The sequence below is a fragment of the Telluribacter sp. genome, assembly GCF_035998675.1.
Taxonomy (GTDB): Bacteria; Bacteroidota; Bacteroidia; order Cytophagales; family Spirosomataceae; genus Telluribacter.
Genome location: NZ_DASYHI010000010.1, coordinates 25,094 through 49,693, shown reverse-complemented (window position 1 = coordinate 49,693; position 24,600 = coordinate 25,094). Strand labels below are relative to the sequence as shown.

At 48.8% G+C, this 24,600-nt stretch carries 26 protein-coding genes and 1 tRNA gene; 9 read left to right on the top strand and 18 right to left on the bottom strand.

What is annotated here, in order from left to right; all coding sequences use genetic code 11:
* Positions 1 to 118 precede the first annotated feature (118 nt).
* Entirely contained in the window at positions 119 to 1,486 is a 1,368-nt protein-coding gene (radA, locus tag VGN67_RS04425) for a DNA repair protein RadA (protein ID WP_327485564.1), read from the top strand.
* Between the two features lie 17 nt (positions 1,487 to 1,503).
* Here radA and VGN67_RS04420 read toward each other — a convergent pair whose 3' ends face one another.
* On the bottom strand, positions 1,504 to 2,382 hold the full coding sequence (locus tag VGN67_RS04420; RefSeq protein WP_327485563.1) for a HAMP domain-containing sensor histidine kinase: 879 nt from the start codon (positions 2,380 to 2,382) through the stop codon (positions 1,504 to 1,506).
* Between the two features lie 165 nt (positions 2,383 to 2,547).
* Between VGN67_RS04420 and VGN67_RS04415 the strand changes: the two genes are divergently transcribed.
* Positions 2,548 to 3,543: a DUF1028 domain-containing protein gene (locus VGN67_RS04415; RefSeq protein ID WP_327485562.1), complete on the top strand. Its 996-nt coding sequence runs from the start codon at positions 2,548 to 2,550 to the stop codon at positions 3,541 to 3,543.
* 325 nt (positions 3,544 to 3,868) lie between these two features.
* On the opposite strand, the gene VGN67_RS04410 is transcribed toward VGN67_RS04415, so the two are convergent.
* A complete protein-coding gene (locus VGN67_RS04410) occupies positions 3,869 to 4,744 on the bottom strand; it encodes an ATP/GTP-binding protein (RefSeq protein ID WP_327485561.1) in 876 nt (291 codons plus the stop codon).
* A gap of 281 nt (positions 4,745 to 5,025) precedes the next feature.
* Here VGN67_RS04410 and VGN67_RS04405 point away from each other — a divergent pair, with 281 nt between their 5' ends.
* The gene (locus VGN67_RS04405; protein WP_327485560.1) at positions 5,026 to 5,328 is read left to right on the top strand and encodes a DUF1330 domain-containing protein; all 303 of its coding nucleotides are present in this window, start codon (positions 5,026 to 5,028) and stop codon (positions 5,326 to 5,328) included.
* Positions 5,329 to 5,430: 102 nt separating this feature from the next.
* Positions 5,431 to 6,318 (top strand): Nif3-like dinuclear metal center hexameric protein, encoded by an 888-nt coding sequence (locus VGN67_RS04400; RefSeq protein WP_327485559.1) that lies wholly within the window; start codon positions 5,431 to 5,433, stop codon positions 6,316 to 6,318.
* A gap of 86 nt (positions 6,319 to 6,404) precedes the next feature.
* Here the strand turns inward: VGN67_RS04400 and lepB are convergent, their stop codons facing one another.
* Positions 6,405 to 7,322 carry a signal peptidase I gene (gene lepB, locus VGN67_RS04395; protein WP_327485558.1) on the bottom strand — a complete coding sequence of 306 codons (918 nt, stop codon included), beginning with the start codon at positions 7,320 to 7,322 and terminating at the stop codon, positions 6,405 to 6,407.
* 523 nt (positions 7,323 to 7,845) lie between these two features.
* Here lepB and VGN67_RS04390 point away from each other — a divergent pair.
* A complete protein-coding gene (locus VGN67_RS04390; RefSeq protein ID WP_327485557.1) occupies positions 7,846 to 8,883 on the top strand; it encodes a serine hydrolase domain-containing protein in 1,038 nt (345 codons plus the stop codon).
* Between the two features lie 22 nt (positions 8,884 to 8,905).
* Here the strand turns inward: VGN67_RS04390 and VGN67_RS04385 are convergent, their stop codons facing one another.
* Positions 8,906 to 9,613 (bottom strand): response regulator transcription factor, encoded by a 708-nt coding sequence (locus VGN67_RS04385; protein WP_327485556.1) that lies wholly within the window; start codon positions 9,611 to 9,613, stop codon positions 8,906 to 8,908.
* Positions 9,606 to 10,649 carry a sensor histidine kinase gene (locus VGN67_RS04380; protein ID WP_327485555.1) on the bottom strand — a complete coding sequence of 348 codons (1,044 nt, stop codon included), beginning with the start codon at positions 10,647 to 10,649 and terminating at the stop codon, positions 9,606 to 9,608. Before VGN67_RS04380 ends, VGN67_RS04385 begins: the two co-directional genes overlap by 8 nt.
* 286 nt (positions 10,650 to 10,935) lie before the next feature.
* Between VGN67_RS04380 and VGN67_RS04375 the strand changes: the two genes are divergently transcribed.
* From VGN67_RS04375 to VGN67_RS04360, 4 genes are all read left to right on the top strand, one after another.
* On the top strand, positions 10,936 to 11,367 hold the full coding sequence (locus VGN67_RS04375) for a hypothetical protein (protein ID WP_327485554.1): 432 nt from the start codon (positions 10,936 to 10,938) through the stop codon (positions 11,365 to 11,367).
* Positions 11,368 to 11,523: 156 nt separating this feature from the next.
* Entirely contained in the window at positions 11,524 to 12,012 is a 489-nt protein-coding gene (locus tag VGN67_RS04370) for a TlpA disulfide reductase family protein (protein WP_327485553.1), read from the top strand.
* 26 nt (positions 12,013 to 12,038) lie between these two features.
* Entirely contained in the window at positions 12,039 to 12,656 is a 618-nt protein-coding gene (locus VGN67_RS04365; protein ID WP_327485552.1) for a thioredoxin family protein, read from the top strand.
* 202 nt (positions 12,657 to 12,858) lie between these two features.
* Complete coding sequence (locus VGN67_RS04360; protein WP_327485551.1) at positions 12,859 to 13,719, top strand: SDR family oxidoreductase; 861 nt, start codon at positions 12,859 to 12,861, stop codon at positions 13,717 to 13,719.
* 128 nt (positions 13,720 to 13,847) lie between these two features.
* Here VGN67_RS04360 and VGN67_RS04355 read toward each other — a convergent pair whose 3' ends face one another.
* The 13 genes from VGN67_RS04355 to VGN67_RS04295 form a co-directional block, all read right to left on the bottom strand.
* On the bottom strand, positions 13,848 to 14,420 hold the full coding sequence (locus VGN67_RS04355) for a dihydrofolate reductase family protein (protein WP_327485550.1): 573 nt from the start codon (positions 14,418 to 14,420) through the stop codon (positions 13,848 to 13,850).
* Between the two features lie 138 nt (positions 14,421 to 14,558).
* Positions 14,559 to 16,280 (bottom strand): serine hydrolase domain-containing protein, encoded by a 1,722-nt coding sequence (locus tag VGN67_RS04350; RefSeq protein WP_327485549.1) that lies wholly within the window; start codon positions 16,278 to 16,280, stop codon positions 14,559 to 14,561.
* Between the two features lie 301 nt (positions 16,281 to 16,581).
* Positions 16,582 to 16,890, bottom strand: a complete 309-nt coding sequence (locus tag VGN67_RS04345) for a hypothetical protein (RefSeq protein ID WP_327485548.1) — start codon at positions 16,888 to 16,890, stop codon at positions 16,582 to 16,584.
* A 61-nt stretch (positions 16,891 to 16,951) separates the two neighbouring features.
* Positions 16,952 to 17,320, bottom strand: a complete 369-nt coding sequence (locus VGN67_RS04340; protein ID WP_327485547.1) for a glyoxalase — start codon at positions 17,318 to 17,320, stop codon at positions 16,952 to 16,954.
* A 64-nt stretch (positions 17,321 to 17,384) separates the two neighbouring features.
* A complete protein-coding gene (locus tag VGN67_RS04335) occupies positions 17,385 to 17,723 on the bottom strand; it encodes a hypothetical protein (RefSeq protein ID WP_327485546.1) in 339 nt (112 codons plus the stop codon).
* Between the two features lie 111 nt (positions 17,724 to 17,834).
* Entirely contained in the window at positions 17,835 to 18,341 is a 507-nt protein-coding gene (locus VGN67_RS04330) for an REP-associated tyrosine transposase (protein ID WP_327485545.1), read from the bottom strand.
* The gene (locus tag VGN67_RS04325) at positions 18,335 to 19,114 is read right to left on the bottom strand and encodes an SMODS domain-containing nucleotidyltransferase (RefSeq protein ID WP_327485544.1); all 780 of its coding nucleotides are present in this window, start codon (positions 19,112 to 19,114) and stop codon (positions 18,335 to 18,337) included. The genes VGN67_RS04330 and VGN67_RS04325 overlap by 7 nt, the downstream gene beginning before the upstream one ends.
* Complete coding sequence (locus tag VGN67_RS04320; protein ID WP_327485543.1) at positions 19,104 to 19,631, bottom strand: hypothetical protein; 528 nt, start codon at positions 19,629 to 19,631, stop codon at positions 19,104 to 19,106. Before VGN67_RS04320 ends, VGN67_RS04325 begins: the two co-directional genes overlap by 11 nt.
* 181 nt (positions 19,632 to 19,812) lie before the next feature.
* Positions 19,813 to 20,499: a hypothetical protein gene (locus tag VGN67_RS04315; RefSeq protein WP_327485542.1), complete on the bottom strand. Its 687-nt coding sequence runs from the start codon at positions 20,497 to 20,499 to the stop codon at positions 19,813 to 19,815.
* A gap of 58 nt (positions 20,500 to 20,557) precedes the next feature.
* Positions 20,558 to 20,651 (bottom strand) — tRNA-OTHER (locus VGN67_RS04310).
* A 348-nt stretch (positions 20,652 to 20,999) separates the two neighbouring features.
* Positions 21,000 to 22,001: a glycoside hydrolase family 43 protein gene (locus tag VGN67_RS04305; protein ID WP_327485541.1), complete on the bottom strand. Its 1,002-nt coding sequence runs from the start codon at positions 21,999 to 22,001 to the stop codon at positions 21,000 to 21,002.
* Positions 22,002 to 22,227: 226 nt separating this feature from the next.
* Positions 22,228 to 22,518 (bottom strand): DUF6157 family protein, encoded by a 291-nt coding sequence (locus tag VGN67_RS04300; protein ID WP_327485540.1) that lies wholly within the window; start codon positions 22,516 to 22,518, stop codon positions 22,228 to 22,230.
* A 56-nt stretch (positions 22,519 to 22,574) separates the two neighbouring features.
* Positions 22,575 to 23,888, bottom strand: a complete 1,314-nt coding sequence (locus tag VGN67_RS04295; RefSeq protein WP_327485539.1) for an aminotransferase class V-fold PLP-dependent enzyme — start codon at positions 23,886 to 23,888, stop codon at positions 22,575 to 22,577.
* Between the last annotated feature and the right edge of the window lie 712 nt (positions 23,889 to 24,600).

Sequence of the window (24,600 nt, the reverse complement as noted above, 5' to 3'; positions counted from 1 at the left end):
CTTTTTTAGATACAATTTGTTAATAAAGTTTGTACTTTCAGGGCCGGTTCCGTCCGGGTTAGTTAGTATCAAGTATCGTACCGGTACTGCAAAGACAATCGAAAAAGTAAATACCCCTATGGCCAAAGCCAAAACTGCCTACTTCTGTCAAAATTGTGGTTATAATTCGCCCAAGTGGCTAGGCAAATGTCCCTCCTGCGGCGAATGGAATACCTTTGTTGAAGAAATTGTCGAAAAAGAAGATACTAAAAATCAGGTAGTGTGGAAGTCGGTGAACCTGGCAAGCCGCCCCAAATCTATTGAAGAAATACGCTACGAGGAAGAGCCGCGCATCCTGACCACTGACCAGGAACTTAACCGGGTACTGGGCGGGGGCATTGTGCAGGGAGCGCTGGTGCTGATTGGCGGCGAGCCGGGCATCGGAAAGTCAACGCTGATGCTCCAGATAGCCCTTACCCTTTCCAATAAACGCGTTCTGTACGTATCGGGCGAAGAGTCGGAGCAGCAGATAAAAATGCGGGCCGAGCGCCTGGACACTAAAAGCCCCAATTGCTTTATCCTGACCGAAACCTCCACGCTGAACCTGTTCCGGCAGATCGAGGAATTTAATCCTGACGTCCTCATTATTGATTCCATCCAGACCATGCAGTCGCCGCTGATCGAGTCCAGCGCGGGAAGTGTGTCGCAGGTACGGGAATGTACCTCAGAGATTATGAAGTACGCCAAGGAAACCGGCACCCCCGTCTTCCTGATCGGGCATATTACCAAGGAAGGCTCCCTGGCAGGTCCCAAGGTACTTGAACACATGGTAGACACGGTACTCCAGTTCGAAGGCGACCGCCATACCACCTACCGGATTCTGCGTACCATCAAAAACCGCTTTGGAAGTACCTCCGAGCTGGGCATTTACGAGATGCTGGGCACCGGCCTGCGGCAGGTAACCAACCCGTCGGAAATCCTGATTTCCCAGCGCGATGAACCCCTGAGTGGCATTACCATTGGTTCCATGATTGAAGGGAATCGTCCGCTCAAGATCGAGATCCAGTCGCTGGTGAGTGTGGCCAACTACGGTACCCCCCAGCGGAGCAGTACCGGTTTTGACGCCAAGCGCCTGCAGATGCTGCTGGCCGTGCTGGAAAAACGGGGGGGCTTCCGACTGGGCATTCAGGATGTTTTTCTGAACGTAGCGGGTGGGCTGCGGGTCGAGGACCCCGCCATTGACCTGGCGGTAGTTACATCCATTGTTTCCTCCTACGAAGACATCGCCATTCCGCCGTCGGTCTGCTTTGCGGCCGAGGTAGGGCTGGGGGGGGAAGTGCGGGCTGTGAACCGGATCGAGAGCCGGATTTCGGAGGCGGAGAAACTGGGCTTCCGGAAAATTTATATCTCCAAGTACAACACCAAAGGCCTGTCATTTGCTGACTATAAAATTGAGGTAGTACCCGTAGCCCGACTGGACGATATGTTCGCGGAGCTGATGGCGTAACCGGCCGGGAGCAGGTACTATACCGCAGGCAGGTTGCGGGGAATAGATACCCGGAATTCACTGCCTTTGCCCGGAGTACTATCCAATTCAAGTTGCCAGTGGTGCGCGTTAACGATTTGCTGCACGTAGCTCAGGCCCAGGCCAAAACCTTTCACGCTGCCGCTGGTACCCGGTATGCGGTAGAACTTCTGAAAAATCTTGTTTTTTTCTTCGGGGGCTATGCCCACCCCGTTGTCCCGTACGGCTATTACGTAGCTACCGTCCTGGTCGTAGGTCGTAACATAGATAACGGGCTGCTCCGGCGAGTACTTCAGGGCATTTTCCAGCAGGTTGTGGAGTACGTTAATCAGGTGCAGCCGGTCAACCTTTACCAGCGACTGCTGCGCCCGGCAGTCGGCTTTGATGGTACCGTCGTATCTCTCAACTACGCTATATACCAGGTCGTTGAGGGGAGTAGTTTCCAGGTTCAGGCGCAGGGAGTGGCTTTCGGCCTGCGCTATGTTAAGTACATTCTCGATGTGCCACTGCATACGCTGACTTTCTTCCTTGATAATCCTGACGTACTTATGCAGCTTTTCGGGTGTTTCGATCACCACCGGGGCTACCAGCATATCTGCCGCCAGTCGGATACTGGCCACCGGAGTCTGGAGTTCGTGGGTCATCTGATACACAAAATCCATCTGGTCCCGCGATGAGTCTTTGGCTTTAAGCACGTGCAAACCCAGCAGTACCATCCCCAGAATTGACGCAAGCAGTAAACACCAGACCAGTATTTCGGCAACGGGTAGGTTAGTGGAGGAAAATGGAGAAAGAAAACTGTTCAGTAAGGCCACCGCACAAAAGATAGCCACTACTCCCAAACAAATGAACCCCCAGGCCTCTTTCCTTAATTTCATCAGTTTCGCAAGAAATGCGGTTGGTAAATGGTTTTGCTAATATACGGATTTGATTAAATTTAGCTCCTATTTAGAGCCATTCATAGTTAAATAACCATTTAATAAAACTTAAAAAGCGTACACGTTCGGAATCGGGAGCGGATAGTTGTACCCTACGTACTTTGTATGAAAAGATTGAGTAGTTTAATTCTGATAGGCTGGCTGGTGTCAGTCCATAGTCTGGTGGCGCAGCGTCCCTTCCACGGCGATTCTTTCGCCCATACGTTCTCCATTGTGGCCCGCGACAGCGTCACCGGTGACGTGGGCGTAGCGGTACAGTCGCACTGGTTTTCGGTGGGGTCGGTGGTGGCCTGGGCCGAGGCCGGCGTAGGAGCCATTGCTACGCAATCCATGGTCAACGTAAGCTTCGGTCCCCGCGGACTGGAACTCCTGAAGTCGGGTTTGTCGGCGCAGGAAACACTGGACCAACTCATCAGCAGCGACGATGGCCGCGACTTCCGGCAGGTGGGTATTGTAGATATAAAAGGGAACGTAGCGACCTATACCGGAGCCAAGTGCATCGCGGAAGCGGGACACCGGCAGGGACGGCAGTTTTCGGTCCAGGCCAACATGATGCTTAACGACAAGGTACCCGCGGCCATGGAGCGGGCCTACCGGTCGGCCAGGGGGCCACTGCCACAGCGCCTGATGGCGGCCCTGAAAGCGGCTCAGGGCGTAGGGGGCGATATCCGGGGGCAGCAGTCGGCGACGATTCTGGTGGTGAAGGGGCAGCAGTCGGACAGGCCCTGGGAGGATAAAGTAGTAGACCTGCGCGTGGAGGACCACCCCAACGCCGTAGCCGAAATGGAACGCGTCCTGAATGTACATTACGCCTACGAAGACATGAACCTGGGCGACCTGGCCATGGAGCACAACGACGTACCCGGTGCCCTGAAACATTACGGAGCCGCCATGGCTAAGTACCCTAACAACGTAGAAATGAAGTATTGGACAGCCGTGTCGCTGGCTAACGCCGGTCGACTGAATGAAGCCCTGTCCATATTCCGGGAAGTATTTCGGAAAGAACCCAACTGGGCCTTACTGACCCGCCGCCTCGTCCCCAACGGCATGCTGACGGTATCGGAAGCGGAGTTAAAGAAGATTCTGGATAGTGGGAAGTAATCGATTATGTGGCTATTGAACCGACTCTTTTCCTCCAAGCCAAGGAAGCAGCTCGAGGAATACTATGCCATAATTGAAGAGCAAATAGCTTGGGACAGATTTAGAAGAAATATGGATAGTCAATACTGACAAAGTACCTTGGTATCCAGACGTACTTTTTTGATCTCAAAAGTAAACCGTCATTCACCAATATAACCCTGACGGCCCGCGCGGCCGACTTTGTTGAGAAGGAGATGAAGAGGAAAAATAGGTAGCTGCGCTGCTATAAGCTGTAGGCTTTAAATTTTTTTATAAATTGCCTACAGCTTATAGCCGCATAGCTAGCTTACTTCAACTGATAAGCCACCACACTATTTTTAAAGAACGTCGGCACATATACGATCTTTTTAGCAGCATCGTAGCCGATGTCGGCAGAATTAATTTTCTGATCTTTGGTATCCAGCATTTTTTGCACCGTACCATCTTCTTTTACAAAATAAATCTCACCATCCCAGCACGACACCACGTATTCGCCGGGTGCAACCTCTTCAATCCCGTCGGTGGTTTTGTACATGCCCTCGGCCAGTTTGGTCAAATTCTTACTGGCATCTAACTTGTACAAATTCCCGCTATCCAGAATCAGCAGCCCATCCGACTGGGCCAGCAGTCCATTGGGGCGTGTGGGGCTTTCGAAATATTTATTCGCCTGGCCATCCTTGATCATCGTGATTTGCTTCGTATTAGAATCCGAAACATAGACAGTTCCATCGCCCGATATGGTAATGTCGTTCAAAAACTCGGAGCCTTCTACGGGAATTTTGCGCAGTACCTTGCCATTCGACATATCGATCTCAACCACTTCGGTCAGGTCGGCTACGTAGAGCTTGCCATTGTACATTCCCATGCCTTTGGGGGCATTCAGACCCGTATTCCAGTTCAGGTCGATGATCTGGCCGTCGGTACCTATCTTTCCGATGCCGCCTTTTCCATCTTTTTCGTCGGATTTGCCGTTGATCTGGGCTACATACAGCACATTATTAGTCCCGTCAAACAGCACCGACTCCGGGGTCTGAACGATAGAATCAGTAGCCCAGATTTGTTCCAGCGAAGCCATGGCTACAGTTGAAGAATCCACGTCGCTTTCAGACTCGCCTCTTTTTTCGGAAGAGCAGGCTGCCAGAAGTGCCAGGGAGGCAATAAAAATGTACGGTTTGGTATTCACAGAGTATAGTAGTTTGTAAAAGTGAAAGATGGATTTACGAAGTACTAGTACCAAAGTAGCAGGGAGGATTTTTCTAATCTAAAAGACCGCTTTTTGGCGTTTTGGTTTATATTTGTTAGATACCAGAGAGTAAAAAGTAGAGGGTATGCGGGTAGTCTGGGTAGACAATAAAGTTGATACATTCACTAAATGAAAAACAGATAAGAACTAAGGGAGCCTTTCTGGTATTTGCTTTTGTGCTCCTATTTGCCTTACGTGTACAATCTCAAAGCCCTACAAAAATGATCTATATAACCCAACTCATATACATCCTGGATGGACAGGAGGCGACTTTTAATGAATTTGAAAAGGTAGCGATGCCATTAATTTCAAAATATAACGGGCGACTTCTGTTGAGATACAGGCCGGAGGCGGCTAATATCATAGAGCAAAATATAGAAACTCCCTACGAAATTCATTTGGTAGAATTTAAGAGTGAGCAGGATTTGGATGATTTTTTTAAGGATGAGGAAAGGAAAAAATGGGTCTATTTGAAAGAGCAATCCATCAAAGCGGTCTGGCTTATCAAAGGAACAAAGCTGTGAAAGGTGCCCCGCATTTAATAAAGCGTTCAGCTAAGCGGGGGGCAGCAACAAGTAGTCTGAGCCATGAGCCCACTTTTACTTTTGCTCAAAACTACTAGCCTCATGCCCCTTTTTCCCCAAAACCGCCGCACCTTTATCAAATCCTCCCTCGGCCTGGCCGCTGCTACCATAGCCTGGCCCGATACCAATGAAGTACTTACCGCCGGTCAGGTCATTGACCGCATCAAGGCCAACGTGGGGATCCCCTGGCGGGAGCAGACGGTAGACAATCTTATAGTAGGTACCCGGGACCAGGAGGTAAAGGGCATCGCTACCGTGATGATGGCGACCCTGGAAGTACTGCAGCAGGCCGCAGCGAAGGGGCTAAACCTCATCGTTACGCACGAGCCTACCTACTACTCGCACCAGGACAAGATTGAGCCCGTACAGCAGGACTCCCTGTTCCAACAAAAGCGCGATTTTCTGGAAAAGAACGGGATGGCCGTTTTTCACTTTCACGACCACTGGCACGGCCGCAAGCCCGACGGCATCGCTACGGGGATGATCCGGGAGCTGGGCTGGGAGAAGTACTCCGACCCGGAGCAGCTCAGGTTATTTCATTTTGAGAACATGACCCTGGCCCAACTGGCGCAGAGCGTGGAGAAGAAGCTGGGTATCCGGACCATGCGGGTACTGGGCGACCCGAACCTGCCGGTAAAGCGACTCATGGCGAGTTGGGGCAACGTGAGTCTTTTCCCGGGGGTGCCGTTTCTGGCTCAGGCCGATGCATTGATCATAGGCGAGACCAACGAGTGGGAACTGGTAGAATACGTACAGGATGCCATCGCGTCGGGTCAGAAGAAGGGGCTGATCATTATGGGGCACGTGGTGTCCGAGCAGGCCGGTATGAAGTACGCCGCCGACTGGCTGCGGGGCTTCATCAAAGAAGTACCTGTCGAGTATATTGCGATCAGGGAGCCCTTCTGGCGGCCCGGACAGCCGGTGAAGTAGGGGGCACTGTGAGAAGGGATTGTCAGACCCCTGTGATTAGCGCCTGGCTGTGTGGAATCCTTAGTAGGATATCTACAAGTGGCTTGTTATTTATCTCTAAAATCAACGTTTATTCTATCAGTGGTCTCTCCCCAATAGCTGTATAGAATCCTTCCTATTATTCTGTCTTTGCTTACAAATCCCGTATATCTGCTATCAGCTGCATTATCACGGTTATCACCCAGTACGTAGTAACTGTCAGGAGGAACAACAATGCCTTTACTATTCGTCTTTGTGCTGTCATACGACTGCTTGGCCTTATATATCAAATGCTTGTGTCCATTGGGGAGTTCTTCCTCAAATTCACTTACAGCTATTCCTTCCGAGATCGTTTCTTTAATAAATGTAGCTTTGCTTGGCTTGCCATTTATAGTTACAATATTATTATTTAGCTCAAGTTTGTCATTGGGGCGCCCAACAATTCTGAAGGTATACATTTGTTCATTAGTATCAGTGTATACAACAATGTCTCCATAATCAGGTCCGTTGTGTTTATACGCTCTCATGTCTGCAACAATTGCATCATTAAGCTGGATGGTTGGATAATTCGACGTGATCGGAATATCAAATGTTTGTGTTCCTAATGCACTTGTTAAATTATAATTTGTATGTACAGCATACATTACCAGGGCAATTAGTAAATAGTAGTACCAGGTATTGTAATTTTTAGGAGTATACTGTTTTTGCTGGTTTGCAATTATTACTCCATCCACTACTACGTAAATCCTGATTGCAAGCAGGATCAGCATTAAAGAAACAAAACCATAAAAAGTTGTTGTCCCTCCCGTTAAGCCAAACAGAAAAGGAATAGAGTAGGGTAGTGCCAAAAAGGTTATCCCTTTTTTGATCTGTCCGTTGTAAATCTGTCCGAGTCCGGGAATTAGTAATGAGAACAAAAAGGCTGTAAAGGCCTTTCTAGGCTTAAATGAACTTATGGAGAGTGGTTTGTCTAAAATGTGTTCCATTCAACTGAAAAGGGTAGTGTAATACCAGGAAATATTAGTTTTGAAAATGGCCGTCAACGGAGCAAGGAGGTTTACATCAAGGCAGCCACTATGTGCAAGCCTATTAATCCTAATTGCTCTTACTACATTCTGAGTCATAATAAGCAAAGACTTAACCACAATTCCAATCAGTACATTTCAAGTATATTCACCAGCATCTGTTTCCTTGTCCGGAAGCCAAGCCTTTCACATAGTTTAAGGGCGGAGATGTTATCAAGAATCAAGTGAAGAAAAGGAACGTAGGATGCTATAGTTATCCTGCTGCTCACAGCCGGAGCCATTTTTAGACTGGCTGTTACTGATATCGTCTGGGTTCTTCATCACCCCTTTTGGCGCTTTCATACAGTAAATAGGCGAACTGAGTACAAATGGATTAGCCGGTCAGGTAGTGCAGGGCTACCTTTATTGTATAAGAATTCGCAGCGGAATATCAGCCATGACTATTCACCTGCCTATTAGCCATGAAACTACAACTACAAAGGAAATGAATGCTCTCAGTCAGTCAAAGCTGGACAAGATTGTCACCGACACCGTAGCCAAAAAGAACATATTCGGGGCCGCCTTCCGGGTTGCCACACCCGACCAATCGGTGGCCCTGACCAGTGCAGCGGGAAATATTGGCCCCGACAGCCCCTTTTACATCGCCAGTATCAATAAGTTGTTTGTCGCTGCCCTGACGCTTCGCCTGGTCAGGGACAATCGGCTGAGCCTGTCGGATCCCATTTCGAAGTACCTGCCGGGGTACCTCATGCTGGGACTGCATGTGTACCAGGGGCAGGACTATTCGGAGGAGATCACGGTACAGCACCTCATCACGCAGACTTCGGGGCTGCCCTACTACCTGATCGACAAGCGCCCCAACGGCCCCAAGGTAATGGAAGAACTCCTCGCGGGCCACGACCAGGCGTGGACGACGGATCAGGTAGTGGCTCAGGTAAAGCGTATGAAGCCCAAGTTCCGGCCCGGTCAGAAGGGGAAGGCCAGCTACGGCAACACCAACTTCCGGCTGCTGGGGCGGGTGCTGGAAATAGTGACCGGCAAATCGCTGGATAAATTACTGACCCAACTGTTTGAGGAGCTGGACCTGGCAACTACCTTCGTGATCCGGCCGAACACTACCCGGGCGTTTGTAGCGGTGTATTCAAAATCGAATCCGGTTCATTTGCCCCGCTATTTTGCTTCTTCTAGGTATGATATTGTATCCACCACGCACGACCTGATGGCCTTCCTTAAGGCTTTCTTTGGAGGGTACTTTTATCCCAAAGACAAATTGCCCGAGCTGGAACAGTGGAATGCCGTCTTCTTTCCTTTCCGGTACGGGGTAGGTATGCAGCAGTTCCGCATGCCCTGGATCTTTTCTCCGTTCAAGCCCATTCTGGATATGGTGGGGCACTGCGGCTCGGTAGGTACCGCCGCCTTTTATGTACCCCAAAAGAACATCTTCATTACTGGTACCATCAACCAGACCAGCAACCCCCAACTCCTGTTTCAGACCATGATAAAAATCCTGAATCAATTGTAGGAAGTACCTGACTATTTACCACCTACAGCTGGTCCAGTACTTCCCGGTATCCCCGGCCAATGGGTATGGATACGCCCTGTACCTCTACGTACTCGGCGGTGAAAGAGTCAATCTTGCTGACAGAGACGATGAACGACCGGTGGATGCGCCGGAAAAGGTGGGGCGGGAGCAGCGTCTCGATCTCGTGCGTACTTATTTTGGAGAGGTAGCTGTTGCGCGTGGTCAGGATCTTGATGTACTCGCGCTGGCTCTCAATGTACAGGATGTCCGCAAACAGGATCTTAACCTTTTTCTTCTGCACGTTCAGAAACAGGTAGTCCCGGGTATCTACGCCTTCGGATAACCTGGGTGGAGTAGCCTCCGGGCCAACCTGCCCGGGAGCTTTGACTTTATTGACCGCCACCAGAAACCGTTCAAACTCAAAGGGCTTCAGCAGGTAGTCCGTCACGTTCAGGTCAAAGCCCTCCACGGCGTACTGGTGGTAGGCGGTGGTGATAACGACCGCGGGCGGGTGCGTAAGGGTCTGCAGGAAAGCCATGCCTTTGAGACGGGGCAGGTGGATATCCAGGAACATCAGGTCCACGGTTTGCTGCCGCAGGAAGTCGGTAGCCAGAATGGCATCCTTGAAAGTGCCCCGCAGGTCCAGAAAGGGTACCTGGGCAATGTAGTCCGCCAGTACCTTAACGGCCAGCGGCTCGTCCTCAATAATAATGCACCGGAGTTTAGACATGGCTGGTCAGGTTGATGTATAAGGTAGCGGTAAAGTCATCGGTACCCTGTACTACCGACAACCGGTAGTCGGTGTAGAGGAGTTCCAGTTGGCGACGGAGGTTTGAGAGCCCGATGTTTTCCTTAACTCCCCCTTTATCCAGATCGTTTTCTGACGAATTTCGGACCACAAAGTCCAGTTGCCGTTGCTTCACCAACAGATTAATGTCAATGTAGGGCTCTCCCCGGGTTTCGGATACACCGTGTTTAAAGGCATTCTCCACCAGCGGTATCAGTAGGAGTGGCGGTAGGGCCTGCCGCAGGTCCTCTACGTGGTGGTTGAAGGTAACCTGCAGCGACTCGTCGTACCGCAGTTGTTCCAGGGCGATGTAGTCGTTGATAATTTTAAGCTCCTGCTCAATGGCAATGTAAGCACCGCTGGTTTCGTACAGCATAAAGCGCAGGATTTTGGATAGGCGCAGGATGGACTCCGGTGCCCGGTCAGACTTGTCGCGCGAAAGCGCGTAGATGTTGTTCAGGGTGTTGAACAGAAAGTGTGGGTTGGTTTGTGACTTGAGGTAGTTGAGCTCAGCCTGTTGCTTCTCGATGCGCAGCTGCTGAGTGGCCTGTTTCAGCCGGATGTACCCGTAAATATGCTGGCTGACCCCAAAAAAGAGGATGGAGCCGGCGCTGTACGCCATTTGGGTAGACACACCTCTTTCTACGGACGAATGGTCGCTCAGGGAGGTATATATGTGGAGGCTTATCCCGATTAGCCGCCAGGCATACAGGCCATAGGAGTACAGCATGAGGTGCACACACACTAGCAGCAGACCTATCAGGATTCGTTTCCACTGTAGCTTGAAAAAGGGTAGCGTGTACTCAAACAAAATAAAGTTAAGTACCGTCACGTAAGCGCATTGCCATAGGTTATTCCAGGCTCTTGTTACAAATGTATGCGGTCTATTAATCAGCTGGTCAGATAGCAACAGCAGCAGAAATAACCCGCCAAACCCCAGGTACACCTTAAACCGCTCTTTATCAAAAGTAAGATTCATGCCGCTAAATACGGGATAATTTTCTCATATCCATTTATTGGCAATTCCATCGTCAACAGAATGCCGTTTTGGGTCAACGAAAGGTACTCATGTGTTAAATCCTGCCGTTTGTTTACCCTTACCCGCTGTTTGTTGATACCGGCATTGAGAGCTCTTTTTAATTCTCTAATCTTGGCCAAACAAAAACCCCAGGTATATGAAAAGGACCAGATTATCTTTCTCCGAAGAGACCTCAGCTCAGTCATTTAAAAGCCATGTATTAACCCAATTAAACCAATTTGCAACGATGAAAAAGCTATCTACTACATTGATGATTACCCTGCTCAGCTTGTTCGTAACCCTGCCGGATATAGCAGGAGGGGCAGTACTGTCAACCACTATGCAAACCGACGCTACCCAAAGTTCCCCGCGGGAGGCAGGCCTTCAGGTAGGTATGTACCGCTCCATCCACTCCCTGACCATGAATGTACTGGTGGAGAAACCTATGGGTGATAAGGTGAGTGTTACCTTGCTCAATAAAAAAGGAAAGGTACTGTACAGGGAGGTACTTTCATTGCGGAAGTCCAGGCATTGGCTAAAGCTGAACTTTGCTGAAATCCAGGACGATACTTTCTCGGTAGTCGTGACTAATGGTACCGACCAAATCACAAAGTCCATCCACCTGTCTACCCAGAGGCTCTACGAAATGCCCGCCCGTACCCTACTGGTGATGAATTAAGCCTTAGAATAGGCTACCTGCCGGAGCGGTCGGCCGACGCCGTGCGAAAGACAAATCTATCCGGAAAGGTGTATACATGTTAAGTATGGTGTCAATATAAAGACAACCTGGGTTTCAGGACAGCAGAGTACTTATTTAATTACATTGATCCTAGTTATGATTTTTTACAAGAAACTGTGGCTCAGCTTGCTGGTTATGACGGCCCCCGGCTGTTTTGCGCAGCATGTCCGGGTAATCAAATATAACCAGCTCAACCAGCTGCTATCAACTAAAAATGATACTATCCTGATTGTGAATTTCTGGGCTACCTGGTGCAAGCCCTGCATTGAGGAGCTACCTTACTTCGAGAAGTTACAAGCCCGGCATGCCAGGGATAAAGTCAAGGTCTTACTGGTCAGTCTTGATTTCAAATCCCAGCTGGAGAAGAAGGTAAAGCCCTTTCTTTCAAAAACGGGTATCAGTACTTCGCAGGTGGTGCTTCTGGATGAAACTGATCCGGGCCTGTGGATGGAGAAAGTAGCCACCGACTGGTCAGGCGCTTTGCCCTTTACCCTGTTCATACATAGAAAAAAGGGAAGGAAAGACTATGAGAGGCCGTTTACGCTGGCCGAGCTGGAAACGGAGCTCCGGTCTTTTATTAAATAATTGTAATCTATATATAACCATTCACTATGAAAAGAACCATCATGTTGGGTGTCATGAGCGCCCTGCTTTTTGCATCGTTTGGCTTTTTGCCGCCTGCGGAAGGTTACCAGCCAGGTGACAAAGCCATGGCCTTCAAATTCAGAAACAAGGATGGGCAAATGGTAACGTTAAGGGACAACGCATCTGCCAAAGGCTATATTATTGTTTTTACCTGTAATACCTGCCCCGTTGCTCAGGCTTATGAGCAGCGTGTACTTGACCTGGATAAACAATTTGCTTCGAAGGGCTATCCTGTAATTGCTATTAATCCCAATGACAGCGGACGTTCCTGGGGGGACAGCTATGAAGACATGAAAGAAAGGGCAAAAGATAAAAAATACACGTTCCCCTACCTGGTTGACGCAAATCAGGAGTTGGCCAAAACCTACGGTGCCAGGCATACACCTACTGTGTATGTAATTCAAAGGCAGGGAAATGATTTCATTGTCAGATTTACCGGAGCAATAGACAACAATATGGAGGATGGAAGCCAGGCGTCAAAAAAATATGTTGAAGCTGCCGTCAGGGCGCTACTGGAAAACAAACCTGTTGCTACCCCGACCTCCAAAGCGATAGGGTGTAGTATAAAGTGGAAAAATGGGTGAGACGTATGGGGGTTGCGGAACAGTCTTGGCCCCATTCTAATTTTGCCAATTGTAGTACAGAGGCAAGTTTGACCGTCGAGCAGCTTCTTTTTTATTATTTAATCTTTTCCCAAAGGTATCATAACTTCTTCCCGTTTATACCATTCCCCAATTGTGTGGTTAGAGGTACTATGCACTAAATTAAACTTTACTTGAAAATCAAATGAGAATAGCAATCACAGGAGCAACAGGTCAACTGGGCCAACTTATTGTCAATAAGCTAAAAGAGAAGGTCTCTGGCGATAACATCGTTGCACTTGCTCGTTCAATCCATAAGGCTTCTAATCCTGATGTAGAAGCCAGGGAAGCAGACTACGACAAGCCTGAAACCCTTACTAGTGCCTTAGCAGGTATAGATACATTACTACTTATTTCCTCCGGAGGCGAAACTGGCAGACGTGTCGCCCAGCACCGTAATGTCATAGAAGCTGCGAAGCTGGCTGGTGTAAAATGGATTGTTTATACAAGTGTACTCCATGCCGATACGTCGACGCTTGGCCTTGCCGAAGACCATCGTACCACGGAAGCTGACTTGAAGAATGCGGGCATTCCAGTTACTTTGCTGCGCAATGGCTGGTATACAGAGAATTATACTGGCACTATTCCGGGTGCTATTGCTGGTGGTGCTTTTATTGGCAGTGCAGGGGCGGGAAAAATCTCCTCGGCAGCAAGGGCTGATTATGCTGATGCAGCCGTTGCTGTTTTAACAAGTCAAGGACACCAGGGAAAAATCTATGAACTTGCCGGAGACGATGCCTGGACACTTGGTGACCTGGCGGCTGAAATTTCCCGGCAGACGGGTAAGAATATTCCTTATGTGAATATGCCAGAAGCTGACTATGCCGCAACCCTGGTATCTTTTGGTTTGCCGGATGGATTTGCTCATGCGATTGCCGGATGGGATGCCGCCGCCGCTGGAGGTGCTTTGTATGATGACAGTCATCAGCTTTCCACATTAATTGGTCGACCAACAACCTCTCTTGCTGTGACTATAACCGAAGCGCTACAAGCCACCTCGACGTAATAAAATTTATTGTTCCCAGACGCAGTCCCTCGACAGAGCCGAGCGACTGCGATGGTCCACATCAAACTGATTATAACCTTCTACGTAGTTTCGGATCATTTCTTCCCAACGGGTCATAGGTCAATAGATTAGTTACGGTTTGGCTCGTAATGAAGTACCACAATCCCGCAGTCAAAGGAAGTTGACTTTACCAGATTCAGCGATTGCCTGCCCTCAGGCTGATTAAAAATGGCCATGCCGGTACCGATGGCAACGGGATTGATAAACAGATGGTATTCGTCGATCAGCCCGTGTCTGATCAGGGACGATACAAAGGTAGCACCGCCGTAAGCGATGATGTCATCTCCCTGCCGGTTTTTAAGGTCAATGATTTCATCTATAAGGTCGCCTTTGGCCAGAACGGTATTGTCCCATTCTGACTTCTCCATAGTTTTGGTAAAAACCACTTTGGGTGTGTCTGTAAACTTTTTGCCCGCGGTATGTTCCAGAGCCTCCGGGTTGGCCGCCACCGAGGCCCAGTAAGGAATAAATCCTTCGGCCAGTTTTCGGCCCAGAACGAGGCAGTCAACGGGTACTGTTAGTTGGGTTACGTACTTTTTAAGTCCATCATCCCAGTTAAAAGTCATCCAATCCATTTCTCCGTTCGGGCCGGCTATGTACCCATCCACCGTTATTTGTACCTGAAGCTTTAACTTTCTCATGATCGTTTCCTGTTTTTGTGATAAGGTAAAAGTACCAGCCAAATCCTAAACACAGGAGGTGTAAGAGCGGCATTTTATAGGGTTTTCTGCGACAAAATAGCCGATGAGAAATTTTTGAGTGGTGTACTTGTTAATTTCCTACTTACCCGGCAGGGGCGGGGTACCCGCCGCAAAATCATCACTCAGGCGTTTGAACCACAGGTTCTGCACCCGACCGTTGCTCATCCGCAGCCCTAGTACCTTGTCCGAGGCATCCCGAACCAGCTCGATGTTCTGCACAAACCACCACGGAGCCTGTAGCCGATCTTTGGTAAGTACTTTCAAGGGTACCTCGCCGTGCTGCACATGAATGAGTTTGAGCGTTTCACCTTCCTGCGCAATGGTATAAATAGTCTCCAGCTCCGGGCTGTAGTACTTACCTGTCATCTCCTCGCGCTTTATCTCCGGGGTCTTGGCAGGCTGCACCCGGGTACCGGGGTGGTTGCCGTTTTGCCGGAGGGTGATGCGGTTTACGGGTCCCTCCTTCGGGCGATGGAAAACGACAGAGGCCTCCACCACTTTCAGGAAAAAAGTGGAGTCGGACGAGGGAAACATCTCCACCTCGCTCTGACCGGTGGCCTGCGTAAAGTACCGGTCGCCCTCGCGCCGGAACCTGAGAATAAAGCCGGGCGCTTCGGCTAGTTCATACGAACCGGCGTAAGTACGGAAAAGCGTCGAGTCAAACTTGAAGCTGGTGTTAGCTGGCGGTGCCGCTGCCTTTTTCTCTTCTTTGAGGTGCGGGGCCAGGTACAGGCTGGCTATCTCAAAAGCCTTTCGGTCAGGACTGAACTCGGCCTGGTTGCTGAGGACAATAAAGCCGTAATCTTCCCTGGGGAAGTAGGTCAGCGCTGACCGGAAGCCCGCGTCGGCCCCGTTGTGTCCGTAGTTGGAAAGCCCCCGGTATTGGCCGTGGGCCAAACCCAGGGCGTAGCTAAGTGTATCACCCTTAGTAACGCGTCCTTTTTCGAGCATCTGCGTCATAGTAGCCGGAGCGCCTACCTTGGGCGCACGGAAGTTGTCGATCCAGCGGGCCAGGTCGTTGACCGTCGTGAACAGACTGGTGGCGCCTACGTTGGCGTAGTTCAGCGGACTCTTGCTGTAGGTACCTACCCCCGGCGTTCGGTGAAAAGAGTAGGCCCGGCCTTTGACGAGACGCTCGTTGTTGTCGTAGAACAAGGTACTGTTCATACCCAGCGGCTTGAACACGTTCTGCTTCATCCAGTCCGGAAAAGTTTGTTTGGTAACGCGGCTGACGGTTTCGGCCAGCAGGGTATAGCCGGTATTGCAGTAGTTAAAGGCCGAGCCCGGCTCGAAGTTCAGCTCCTTCTGGCGTTTGATGAGGTTAAAAATATGGTCTTTGGTAATGACGTCGTCCAGCCCCCGACCCGACATTGCCAGCAGGTTCCACTGGTCGCGCAGTCCGCTGGTGTGGTTGAGCAGGTGACGGAGGGTAATGGTCTTGCCGAAATCAGGTACTTCGGGCAGGTACTTCCGGATATCGTCGTCCAGCGACAGCTTGCCCTGCTGCGCCAGCAGCACAATGGCGTAGGCCGTAAACTGCTTCGACACCGACGCCACGTGAAAGACCGTCTCCGGTGTGATGGGCGCTCCTGTTTCCAGGTCCGCCTCCCCGAAGCCTTTGGCGTAGATGAGCTTCCCCTGATGTACTACCCCCACGGCCGCTCCCGGCTTGCCGGGCTTGTTCCACTCCGCAAAGAGCGAATCTACTTTGGCGGTGGATGGGGGCGTTTGGGCCTGGGTTGACTGGCTGCCGGATAGAAGGCAGGCGATAATGAGAAGGGCGTAGAAGAGTGTTTTCATGGGGTAGAAAGCTGATGGTGGAAAAGCGGACTGATTAGTAGGTACTTACCGAACAAGATAAGCCCTGACGCCAAAAGTACCTATCTAAAATGGGGCAGGCGGCTGGAGGGGTAGGTGAGTGGTTGGCATCGGAGTCGGTTGCAGGTACTTTTTGATGAGTGAATTGACCTATAAAGTCCAGCCCCGGAGGGGCGGCAACTCAGTAGCAGGAAAATAGTTGTTCCTGATAGAGCAAGCCCCAGTGGGGCGACACTAGTTTACAACTTTGTTCATTCATCAATAACTGTATTTGAATAGATCTTTATTCCAGCCCCGAAATTCGTAGTACCTGCTCTTCGGTTCGCCCGTCCAGCCGTTTATTCCCTTCTTTTTGGGGAGGTAGTAGCCGTGTATGTACAACAGCGGCACCAGGAAAGAGGCCAGAAAAAGCATGGATACCGTTCTGCCGAAAAAGGCGGAAAGCCCGCAGACTACCAGCAGGGTCAGCAGGTTTACCTACCCGCCGGACTTTCGGCGTGCGTTCATCGAACTGCCCCATGAGGATGTTCCCCAGCGGGTAGATGCCACTAACCAGTGCTACTGCAAACCAGAGTGAATCCGTTGACCACATTGTTCGGGTTATTTTTGGTGCGCAGTTCGAGGGCAAATAGCGCAGGATAAACGGCGGCGGTTCAGCGTTTGTTGAATTGTCCGAAATGCCAAAGTATACCAGATGGGTCGTGCAAAAAGCACTCGCTACCCCAGTCATAGTGTCGGATGGGAACCAGCCTTGCCTCGTGGTAGGTAGCCGTCAGGTCCAAAGCCAGCAGTTGGTTCCAGTACCGCTCCACATCGTCCACTTCCATAAAGATCATGGTATTATCCACCCAGTCGCGCACGTATGCATCCTGCAAATAAAACCCCAGTTGACCGGTTTGGAATAACGACATGTTGGGCGACAGTACATGCTCCTCAAAGCCCAGGTCCTGGTAAAAGCGCCGCGAAAGGGCAAAGTCTTTGGCTCCGATAAAGGGCCGGATCGATAGGGCTTTGGGTTCCATGGTTTCTGGTTGATTTTTATATGTGCAGGTGGTTCATGGCCCAAATTAAGCTACTGGTGCCGTCTCAATCTTGAGCGCTTTCCATAGTTGGACGGGGATGGTACTCTTTACCGTAAGCAGCTTCTTCGGATTCTTCTGCCAACTCGTTATCCTTAAAATAATAGTACTCATAGTAGTAGCCCCAAAATTTAATGGTGCTGTCCGTATCCGTCTGCACCAGCCTGATCAGGGAGAGGGGAATAGTCCGGCACGATTCCTCTTTCATTTGGATGGCTATGATGGTCAGGAGAGCTTCTTCGATTTCTCCGGCTTTCCCCCGGCTGGTCAACCTTTGAAACCGCGCCCGGTCGGTAAAGAAAGCACCGGTCCTGGTAGGTACTATGGTTGCCAGGAACAAGGCCACGGAGGCCGCTCCTTCCGCAGTCGCTCGGCTCCGCCAAACGGTCCGCCGCGCAGTGACTACTATCCCGTAGCCCTCCGGGCGGTCTTCTGTGCAGAAAACCTGCTACTATTCCTAATAGCCAAGTACCACAATTGGACTCGCCGGATTTGCACTACTCAACTTCCATTCGTGGGGCTCATTCACAAATCCAGCCCGCACCGGGTTTTCATAGATGTAGTCCACTTTCTGACGCACTACCGCTGGCGTCCGAAGTTCGGTAGCATGGTTGGTTTTCTGCCAAAAGGCCCATTTCTCATTCTGCCGGATGGTGGCCGCGTGGTACTTGAAAACCATGTCCATCCAGTCTTTCCGTGATTCCTGCGAATTCTCGAGAAGCAGATTCAATAACCTCTTAGCGGTAAAACTTTTAAAATCGCGAACTGTATGAGACAGTTCACCGTCTGCCCGGCTGACGATCAGGTGTAAATGGTTAGTCATGATGACATAAGCATAAATCTCCAGACCTTTTCGCTGCTGACAGAACTTCAAACTGTCAACTATCTCGTTGGTGTACAGCGGTCGGGTGAAAACATCCATCCCGCCGACAACGGTAAGAAATAATCCGTCTTCTGTCACCATACTATCTCGCTCCAATATTGTTTTCCAGTTGCTATTTTAGCTTTTGAAATGATTGTTTTCTTCTCTGCTAAATTAAGTAAGTCCGATAAAATATTCGCTGAATTAGCAGGATCAACAATTCTGCAATTTAATGGATTGCTTGTGTCTTTGCTTAGTTCTTGTAGCACATACCAAACGTTGTCCGCAAGTTTAGTTGGATCTTTCCATTTACCTGAAAGAATATTGATTGTTAAATATTCTAAGTAAATGGAAGGGAAATCCAGTTGATTTAATTCTCTCCATATTTTTAGGAGTTTAATTTCATTCGATCTTCCACAACCTGATATGTCAGTTATATGTTTTTGTATGTTGGTTTGTCGCCAAGTGTCAAGCTTAGAAACGTAAAGCCAGTGGTCATTTGTATTGCTAGATTGTTTTCTAGCAGGAGTTATATCAACTTCTAATTCTCCGAATTTTATTCTAAATGAAACGTTTTGCTTCCTGACTGAATTATACTTTCCTTTCAAAAAGGTATGTAATGAATCATAAATACTTTTTAATCCGCCATTATTAGCATTGCAGCTACTTGTTAATGAAATAAGATAGTCAACGTCAGAAGCTAAAGAGATGGCAGTCCCTTTCGCTCTCGAACCAGAATTTAGAGTTGAAATAAAACAAGAGGATGCCCACTTCTGTAAATCTGCTTTCAGAAGTAGAATGTTTGGAGTATGGCTGTCTAAACTTCTTGGGGCGTATTTATTTAAGATTGATTCTAGATACATATTACTGTCCATTAAAACTAGTTGTAATTAAAGAGTTCAAGATGTCGTTTAGTAGTCTCCCTTTAAAGTTTACAACAACCGTATTACTCTTATTAGCAATTTCCCCCATTTTCTCATGGGGGATAGAACCAGCCTTCGCAAAAATTATAACAGCCGTAGCATGATTCTTTCTTGCTATAAAGATATGGTCAATGTGATGGCTGCTTGTTTCCCAGTCAACTAGTAGTATCGTAAATTCTTTAACCTTATCAATATTATCAAGTGAAATATGTATTACATTGTCCTTTTTAAAGATATCCGTGTCTGTAATGCAATCTTTTAGTGACGCGTATGATTCAGCACTAGCTATTATGGCTACTTTTCTTCGCCAAATAGCTTTTCCAATTCTAAATACTAGGGGCGTAACTCCTAGAGTTATACAAGCAATTCTGTAAATTATTCCAATTGCTGCAAAAACCACGGTCAGTCCACCAACTATTATAAAAACCGGATGATTGAAAAAGTTAATTATTAGTTGAATTATATCCATTATAATTTTCTAGATTAACACCGTCTTTCTTACCATAGCTGTTAACATTCCCAAGCTTTTTATCAGGGCAGGTTTGAGACATATTTATCAACGAGCACTGAATTTGGAAAGTAATATAATGTTCTAAATTTGCATATTATCCCACCTGACCCCAAAAATGGTATCAGTGAATGTAAATCTATCATAGTTTATTTATTATATGTGTTCCGTCTGGTTTTAATACTTCAAATATATATGTTGAAAAGGTCATGTTGATTATGTCGTTTTTTGGGGACCTGTGTGCCGGCCTGCATCGTATTTTTGAGTATAATTTAAAGTTGGGGTACTTGTTGATTTTTTTGTTCAAATATGCTGTTGTTGATTTATTGAGTTTTAACAAGTCAAATATTAGATATGTCGAGTTGGTTTTTGCTATTTCATTCTTCTTTGTTGAGGCTTTATTATGGCAGATGTCAAAGTCCTTAAGAAGTAAGTTAATTTTTTTATCAAATCCAGCTAGTATGAAGTAACACCTAACTTCTGAGTGATATGTACCGAGATTTTGGAGCCTGATTAAGTCCCAAATAATAGAACCCAACGAAATCAAAGATCCAGCAATCCATTTTGCTTCAAAAGCATACTTCCATTTTGTTGACTTGTCAGTTAATACGAAATCAACTTGTAATGGTCGCCCTTGTCCACTATTGCTGCAAGGATGATTTATTTCCGTCAGAGTTTTATATTCAGTAATGCTGTTTAGAATCTGTCCAATAGGATAGGATAAATATTTTTCGTTAAAAAGGTAGCCTCTTGAGCAGTTGAATTCGAAAAGAAGCCAACCGGAAACCCCTTCACTTACTCTTCTTTGTATGTTTTCTAGGTTACTCATAGTCATAGAATTAAAAAGACTGACCCATATAGAGTCAGTCTATAACAAGGAGCATTAGTGTCTCAAGCAGGACTCGAACCTACATATGATGGTTAAAAGTCTTTGCTCCTCGTTTAAATGCCGCCATGTTTTTCCAGTTAAACTATTGAGACATCTAAAATTATTTTTTACAAATATATACATTCTTTTTTTTATAAGTATGTTACTGGCTGTGATTCAACATATCTGCTACTTATTGAATATACGGTAGCTTCGTAGTACTCTTTGTATTTATATTGTAATATATATGCTATGGTGCTTTTGAAGTTTTTTTACTGATTCAATCAAACGTCATCTCAGCATAAACAGTAAGCTTCCTTTATCAGGGTTGATATAGGATGGTACTAGTACTATAAACAAGCAGGTATGGGTTAGTTAAAACGGATACAGTTCCTATTTTATCAACCGGCACCTGAACTTAACCTATGCGCATCAAAAAGTTAATACTGTTACAAAAAAATTCAAGGCCTATACAGCTTCCCAACCACCAACTTATCACCCGATAAGTCAACTTCAAACAAATGTGGGATGCGGCGGTAGCGGCCGTTGATGCTCCTGTGGCTATGGATAGACATCAGTAGCTTGCCATCCAGGGTATTGAACAGCATGCCGTGGCCAAAGTTAAGTGGGGTGATCGGCTCTTTCTCGTGTATCCAGGGGCCGTTGAGTGAACCGCTTTCGGAGTAGGCTACCCCCTGGGTGTACACGTCATAAATCCAGCTGGTCCAGATCATGCCCAACCGCCCAGTACCGGTTTTAAATAAATAGGGGCCGTCGGTTACCTTATTCGGCTTGTCGTTGCCCTTTTCGTCTTTTTCGCGGCTCCAAGGCGCGTCACTGGCCCGGAACAGTAAGGTAGGGGTACCTATGGTGCCACTCAGGTCCGGTTTCAGTTCTATCTTTTCCATGGTACCGTTCCCATTCTGCAGCCATTCGTAGCAGTACACCATGTAGGGCTTCCCGTCGGTATCTACCCATAGGGTACCGTCGAGAGTAGGCATGTTGGCGGGCAGGTAGGTCGGGTCTGCCATGGGTACGTAGGGGCCGTCGGGCTGGTCGCTTACCAGTACATGGCAGGCCCGGCGCTCGATCACATTGCCCTGGACGGTATCAATCTTGACATCCCGGTTGGTGAAGGTCGCGAAGTAGTAGTACTTGCCCCGGTAGGGGTGAATCTCGGCCGCCCATATCATCGGCCTGGGGCCCATCCAGGAGTTGGGGTCGGTTTGGGTCACGCGGTAGGGGCCATCCCACGCTTTCAGGTCTTTGCTCTTCCACAACATACCGCCGGTGCCGGTCATGTAGTACATGCTTGTCTTTTGATCGGCCATGATGAACGGATCACTTAGTACAATGGAGTCCAGCGGTACTCCTTTCCGGATCGTAGGTACCCGGCCTTCCTGAGCCTTGAGTACCAGGGAGAAAAACAGGCAAACCAGTAGTGATAACCCAGAGCGTTTCATGTTCTTTGATTACGTAGTATGTGTATAGGAAAGCCCCTAAGATACAGGTTCTAATGTAAAAGTGTAGCTTCTGGTGGGTTGATGGGTGGATTGGTGTTGGTGGCTGGGGGCAAAATATACAGTATCAGTATATATGGTGTCAGTCCGAGCGGAGCGGCCGCTGCTGCGGCCGAGGACATCCCGAACCCGTCTTCGACTTCGCTCAGACTGACAAAAAGATAGCTACTTAGTGGGTAGAAAACACAAAAGCCGAAGTATACACCTCAGCTTTTGGTCCTATCCGTACAACTAGTAGTGGTACTAGGCGAACTCTGTTTGTTAAATCGTTTCTGTCCGCATATATCTGAAAGAATATGTCGTCAGAAGTATATTTATATGGATTTTTAGCAATAAGCTCATATTGTATCTCGGCTACTGAAGCTTTTTCTTTGGTGGGTGGCTTTACTCCACTGTTTACTTTTGTGTCCTCTGCAACTTCAATAAATGTATCAAAGTAATTGGTCGAATGCGTTTTCATCTTTTGTCATTTGTTTACATACTGTTTTCATAAGCTGACCACCTGATTGTATTCCCCTAACTCTTACCCTTCTTCCGAGCTTCGCTGGCGATGCTGCTGATGGTATTGACCAGCAGGTCGAGGTCTTTGGTACTGGTATAGATGTGGGGCGTAACGCGGACGCCGCTGATGTTCTCCCAGACGGTGGCACTGGTATGGATGCGGGACTTGTTGAAGAGGGCGTTGGCAACATCGCCGGGCGTCATGCCTTCGACGGAGAATAGGGCCAGAGCGCCGCTGTACTTCGGATCTTTGGGCGTGTGTACCTGTACCCCCGGCATCTGGCGTACCTTGTCGGTCCAGTAGCGCTGCAGGTAGTGCAGGCGCGCAAATTTTCGGTCGGTGCCGATGCCGTTGTGGAAGTCTACGGCGGTACCGATGGCCATCTCGGAGGCGAAGGAGCGGGTACCCAGACTCTCAAACTTGCGGATGTCTCCGCTGTCGGGCTCCGGGCTGGATAGCAGTGCCCACACGTCCTTGATCTTATCCTTTTTGATGTACAAGAGGCCACTACCAAAGGGCGCGCACAGCCACTTGTGCAGACTGGTCGCGAAGTAGTCGCAGCCCAGGTCGGGTATCTTAAAATCAATATGCGCAAAGGTATGGGCCCCGTCCACAATCACTTCGATGCCGCGCTTGCGGGCCTCGTCGGCAATCTTCCGCACGGGCGTTACCTGCCCGATCCAGTTGATGAGGTGCGTGATATGTACTACTTTGGTGCGGGAGGTGAAGGCGCTGACGTACTTCTGCACAAAGTACTCGTCGTTTTCGCGCGGTAGCTCCAGATTGACCCATACCAGCTTGATGCCGTCCCGCTTTTCGCGCTGCTTCCAGGCGTTGATCATGTTGGGGTAGTCCTGCTTGCTGAGTACTACTTCGTCGCCCGCTTTGAGATTCAGTCCAAAGATAATGGTGTTTAGTCCTTCGGTGGCGTTGCGGTTGATAGCCAGTTCGTCGGCGTCGCAACCCGCCAGTTCGGCCAGTTTTCCCCGTAGCGCCTCTCTACCCTGGTCCAGTATACGCCACATGTAGTAGCTGGGGGCTTCGTTAGAATATTCATAAAACCGAATGTGTGCCTGCTGTACCGCCCGTGGCTGGGGACTCACCCCGCCGTTGTTGAAGTTCAGGACGTTAGGCGATACGGTATACTCGTTCTTGATCCAGGCCCAGAAATCCTCGTCCCGGGCCGCTTCGGTGGGGCTTAGTCCGGCTATTTGTTTGGTATGGGAAGCCAGCTCGCCGGCGTAGGCTTGTTCGAGGAAAGCGGGTAGAGCCAGGGTACCGGCAGTAGCACTGCCCATTTGCCGGAAGAAGGATCGACGGGAGGTCATGTTTTGGTAAATTAGGGGATAGTGAATGGGATGGCGGCCACCATGGATTGGCCATTAGTACAATTTTACACAAATTCTCGGTTTACTAGAAGCTTATTCTGAATTTAAAGTACTAGGCAGGTACTTAAGCAGCTTTTTTCGCTATTGGCGAGGGAAAAGTGTGTCCGCATCCTGAACTGAGAAGATTACGGGAAGTGTAATATTTATGAAGCTTGGTTCCGGCTTCACTGTGTAATGCTGTCGTTTGCCCTCATGGCCGGGCGGGCCCCGCCCTTCCAACACCGCTTGATACAAATGGCCCTGCGCAAAACCAGCCGCACATAGGGCCATCTGTATAGGCGGCTTATGGAAGGGCTGTTATAGATTTCATAGTTCATGGATAGGAGCGATAGTACTTGATTTTCAAAGATGCACTTTTATCCTCATTATGCAGATTGCCAACTATATCAGCTCTCCCCTAAGCCACCGCCGGGCGGCCCCGCTTGCGCTGTGGGCTTTTGTGCGTTAGCCTTGCGCAGGCCCACAGAGCACAGAGGCGTGGGGAGAGCGGGGCCCGCCCGGAGGAGCGCCTCCCGGCCGCGAGGGCAAGCGATAGCACTACCCAGTTAGGTTGAACCAAGGGCAAGTAAGTCGAAGGAGGAGTAAAACTACCTTAAAACATTGGTGAGGTGCCTACTACATGATTCTACACATCAAATTGGTAACTGGTCAC

Coding starts and splice junctions, on each gene's coding strand:
- VGN67_RS04365 (WP_327485552.1), top strand. CDS start 12,039: ATGAAAAGAACCATCATGTTGGGTGTCATGAGCGCCCTGCTTTTTGCA.
- VGN67_RS04320 (WP_327485543.1), bottom strand. CDS start 19,631: ATGGATATAATTCAACTAATAATTAACTTTTTCAATCATCCGGTTTTT.
- VGN67_RS04405 (WP_327485560.1), top strand. CDS start 5,026: ATGATCTATATAACCCAACTCATATACATCCTGGATGGACAGGAGGCG.
- VGN67_RS04390 (WP_327485557.1), top strand. CDS start 7,846: ATGAATGCTCTCAGTCAGTCAAAGCTGGACAAGATTGTCACCGACACC.
- VGN67_RS04380 (WP_327485555.1), bottom strand. CDS start 10,649: ATGAATCTTACTTTTGATAAAGAGCGGTTTAAGGTGTACCTGGGGTTT.
- VGN67_RS04385 (WP_327485556.1), bottom strand. CDS start 9,613: ATGTCTAAACTCCGGTGCATTATTATTGAGGACGAGCCGCTGGCCGTT.
- VGN67_RS04375 (WP_327485554.1), top strand. CDS start 10,936: ATGAAAAAGCTATCTACTACATTGATGATTACCCTGCTCAGCTTGTTC.
- VGN67_RS04420 (WP_327485563.1), bottom strand. CDS start 2,382: ATGAAATTAAGGAAAGAGGCCTGGGGGTTCATTTGTTTGGGAGTAGTG.
- VGN67_RS04315 (WP_327485542.1), bottom strand. CDS start 20,499: ATGAGTAACCTAGAAAACATACAAAGAAGAGTAAGTGAAGGGGTTTCC.
- VGN67_RS04415 (WP_327485562.1), top strand. CDS start 2,548: ATGAAAAGATTGAGTAGTTTAATTCTGATAGGCTGGCTGGTGTCAGTC.
- VGN67_RS04360 (WP_327485551.1), top strand. CDS start 12,859: ATGAGAATAGCAATCACAGGAGCAACAGGTCAACTGGGCCAACTTATT.
- VGN67_RS04305 (WP_327485541.1), bottom strand. CDS start 22,001: ATGAAACGCTCTGGGTTATCACTACTGGTTTGCCTGTTTTTCTCCCTG.
- VGN67_RS04340 (WP_327485547.1), bottom strand. CDS start 17,320: ATGGAACCCAAAGCCCTATCGATCCGGCCCTTTATCGGAGCCAAAGAC.
- VGN67_RS04325 (WP_327485544.1), bottom strand. CDS start 19,114: ATGGACAGTAATATGTATCTAGAATCAATCTTAAATAAATACGCCCCA.
- VGN67_RS04370 (WP_327485553.1), top strand. CDS start 11,524: ATGATTTTTTACAAGAAACTGTGGCTCAGCTTGCTGGTTATGACGGCC.
- VGN67_RS04345 (WP_327485548.1), bottom strand. CDS start 16,890: ATGTGGTCAACGGATTCACTCTGGTTTGCAGTAGCACTGGTTAGTGGC.
- VGN67_RS04400 (WP_327485559.1), top strand. CDS start 5,431: ATGCCCCTTTTTCCCCAAAACCGCCGCACCTTTATCAAATCCTCCCTC.
- VGN67_RS04300 (WP_327485540.1), bottom strand. CDS start 22,518: ATGAAAACGCATTCGACCAATTACTTTGATACATTTATTGAAGTTGCA.
- VGN67_RS04355 (WP_327485550.1), bottom strand. CDS start 14,420: ATGAGAAAGTTAAAGCTTCAGGTACAAATAACGGTGGATGGGTACATA.
- radA (WP_327485564.1), top strand. CDS start 119: ATGGCCAAAGCCAAAACTGCCTACTTCTGTCAAAATTGTGGTTATAAT.
- lepB (WP_327485558.1), bottom strand. CDS start 7,322: ATGGAACACATTTTAGACAAACCACTCTCCATAAGTTCATTTAAGCCT.
- VGN67_RS04295 (WP_327485539.1), bottom strand. CDS start 23,888: ATGACCTCCCGTCGATCCTTCTTCCGGCAAATGGGCAGTGCTACTGCC.
- VGN67_RS04350 (WP_327485549.1), bottom strand. CDS start 16,280: ATGAAAACACTCTTCTACGCCCTTCTCATTATCGCCTGCCTTCTATCC.
- VGN67_RS04330 (WP_327485545.1), bottom strand. CDS start 18,341: ATGGTGACAGAAGACGGATTATTTCTTACCGTTGTCGGCGGGATGGAT.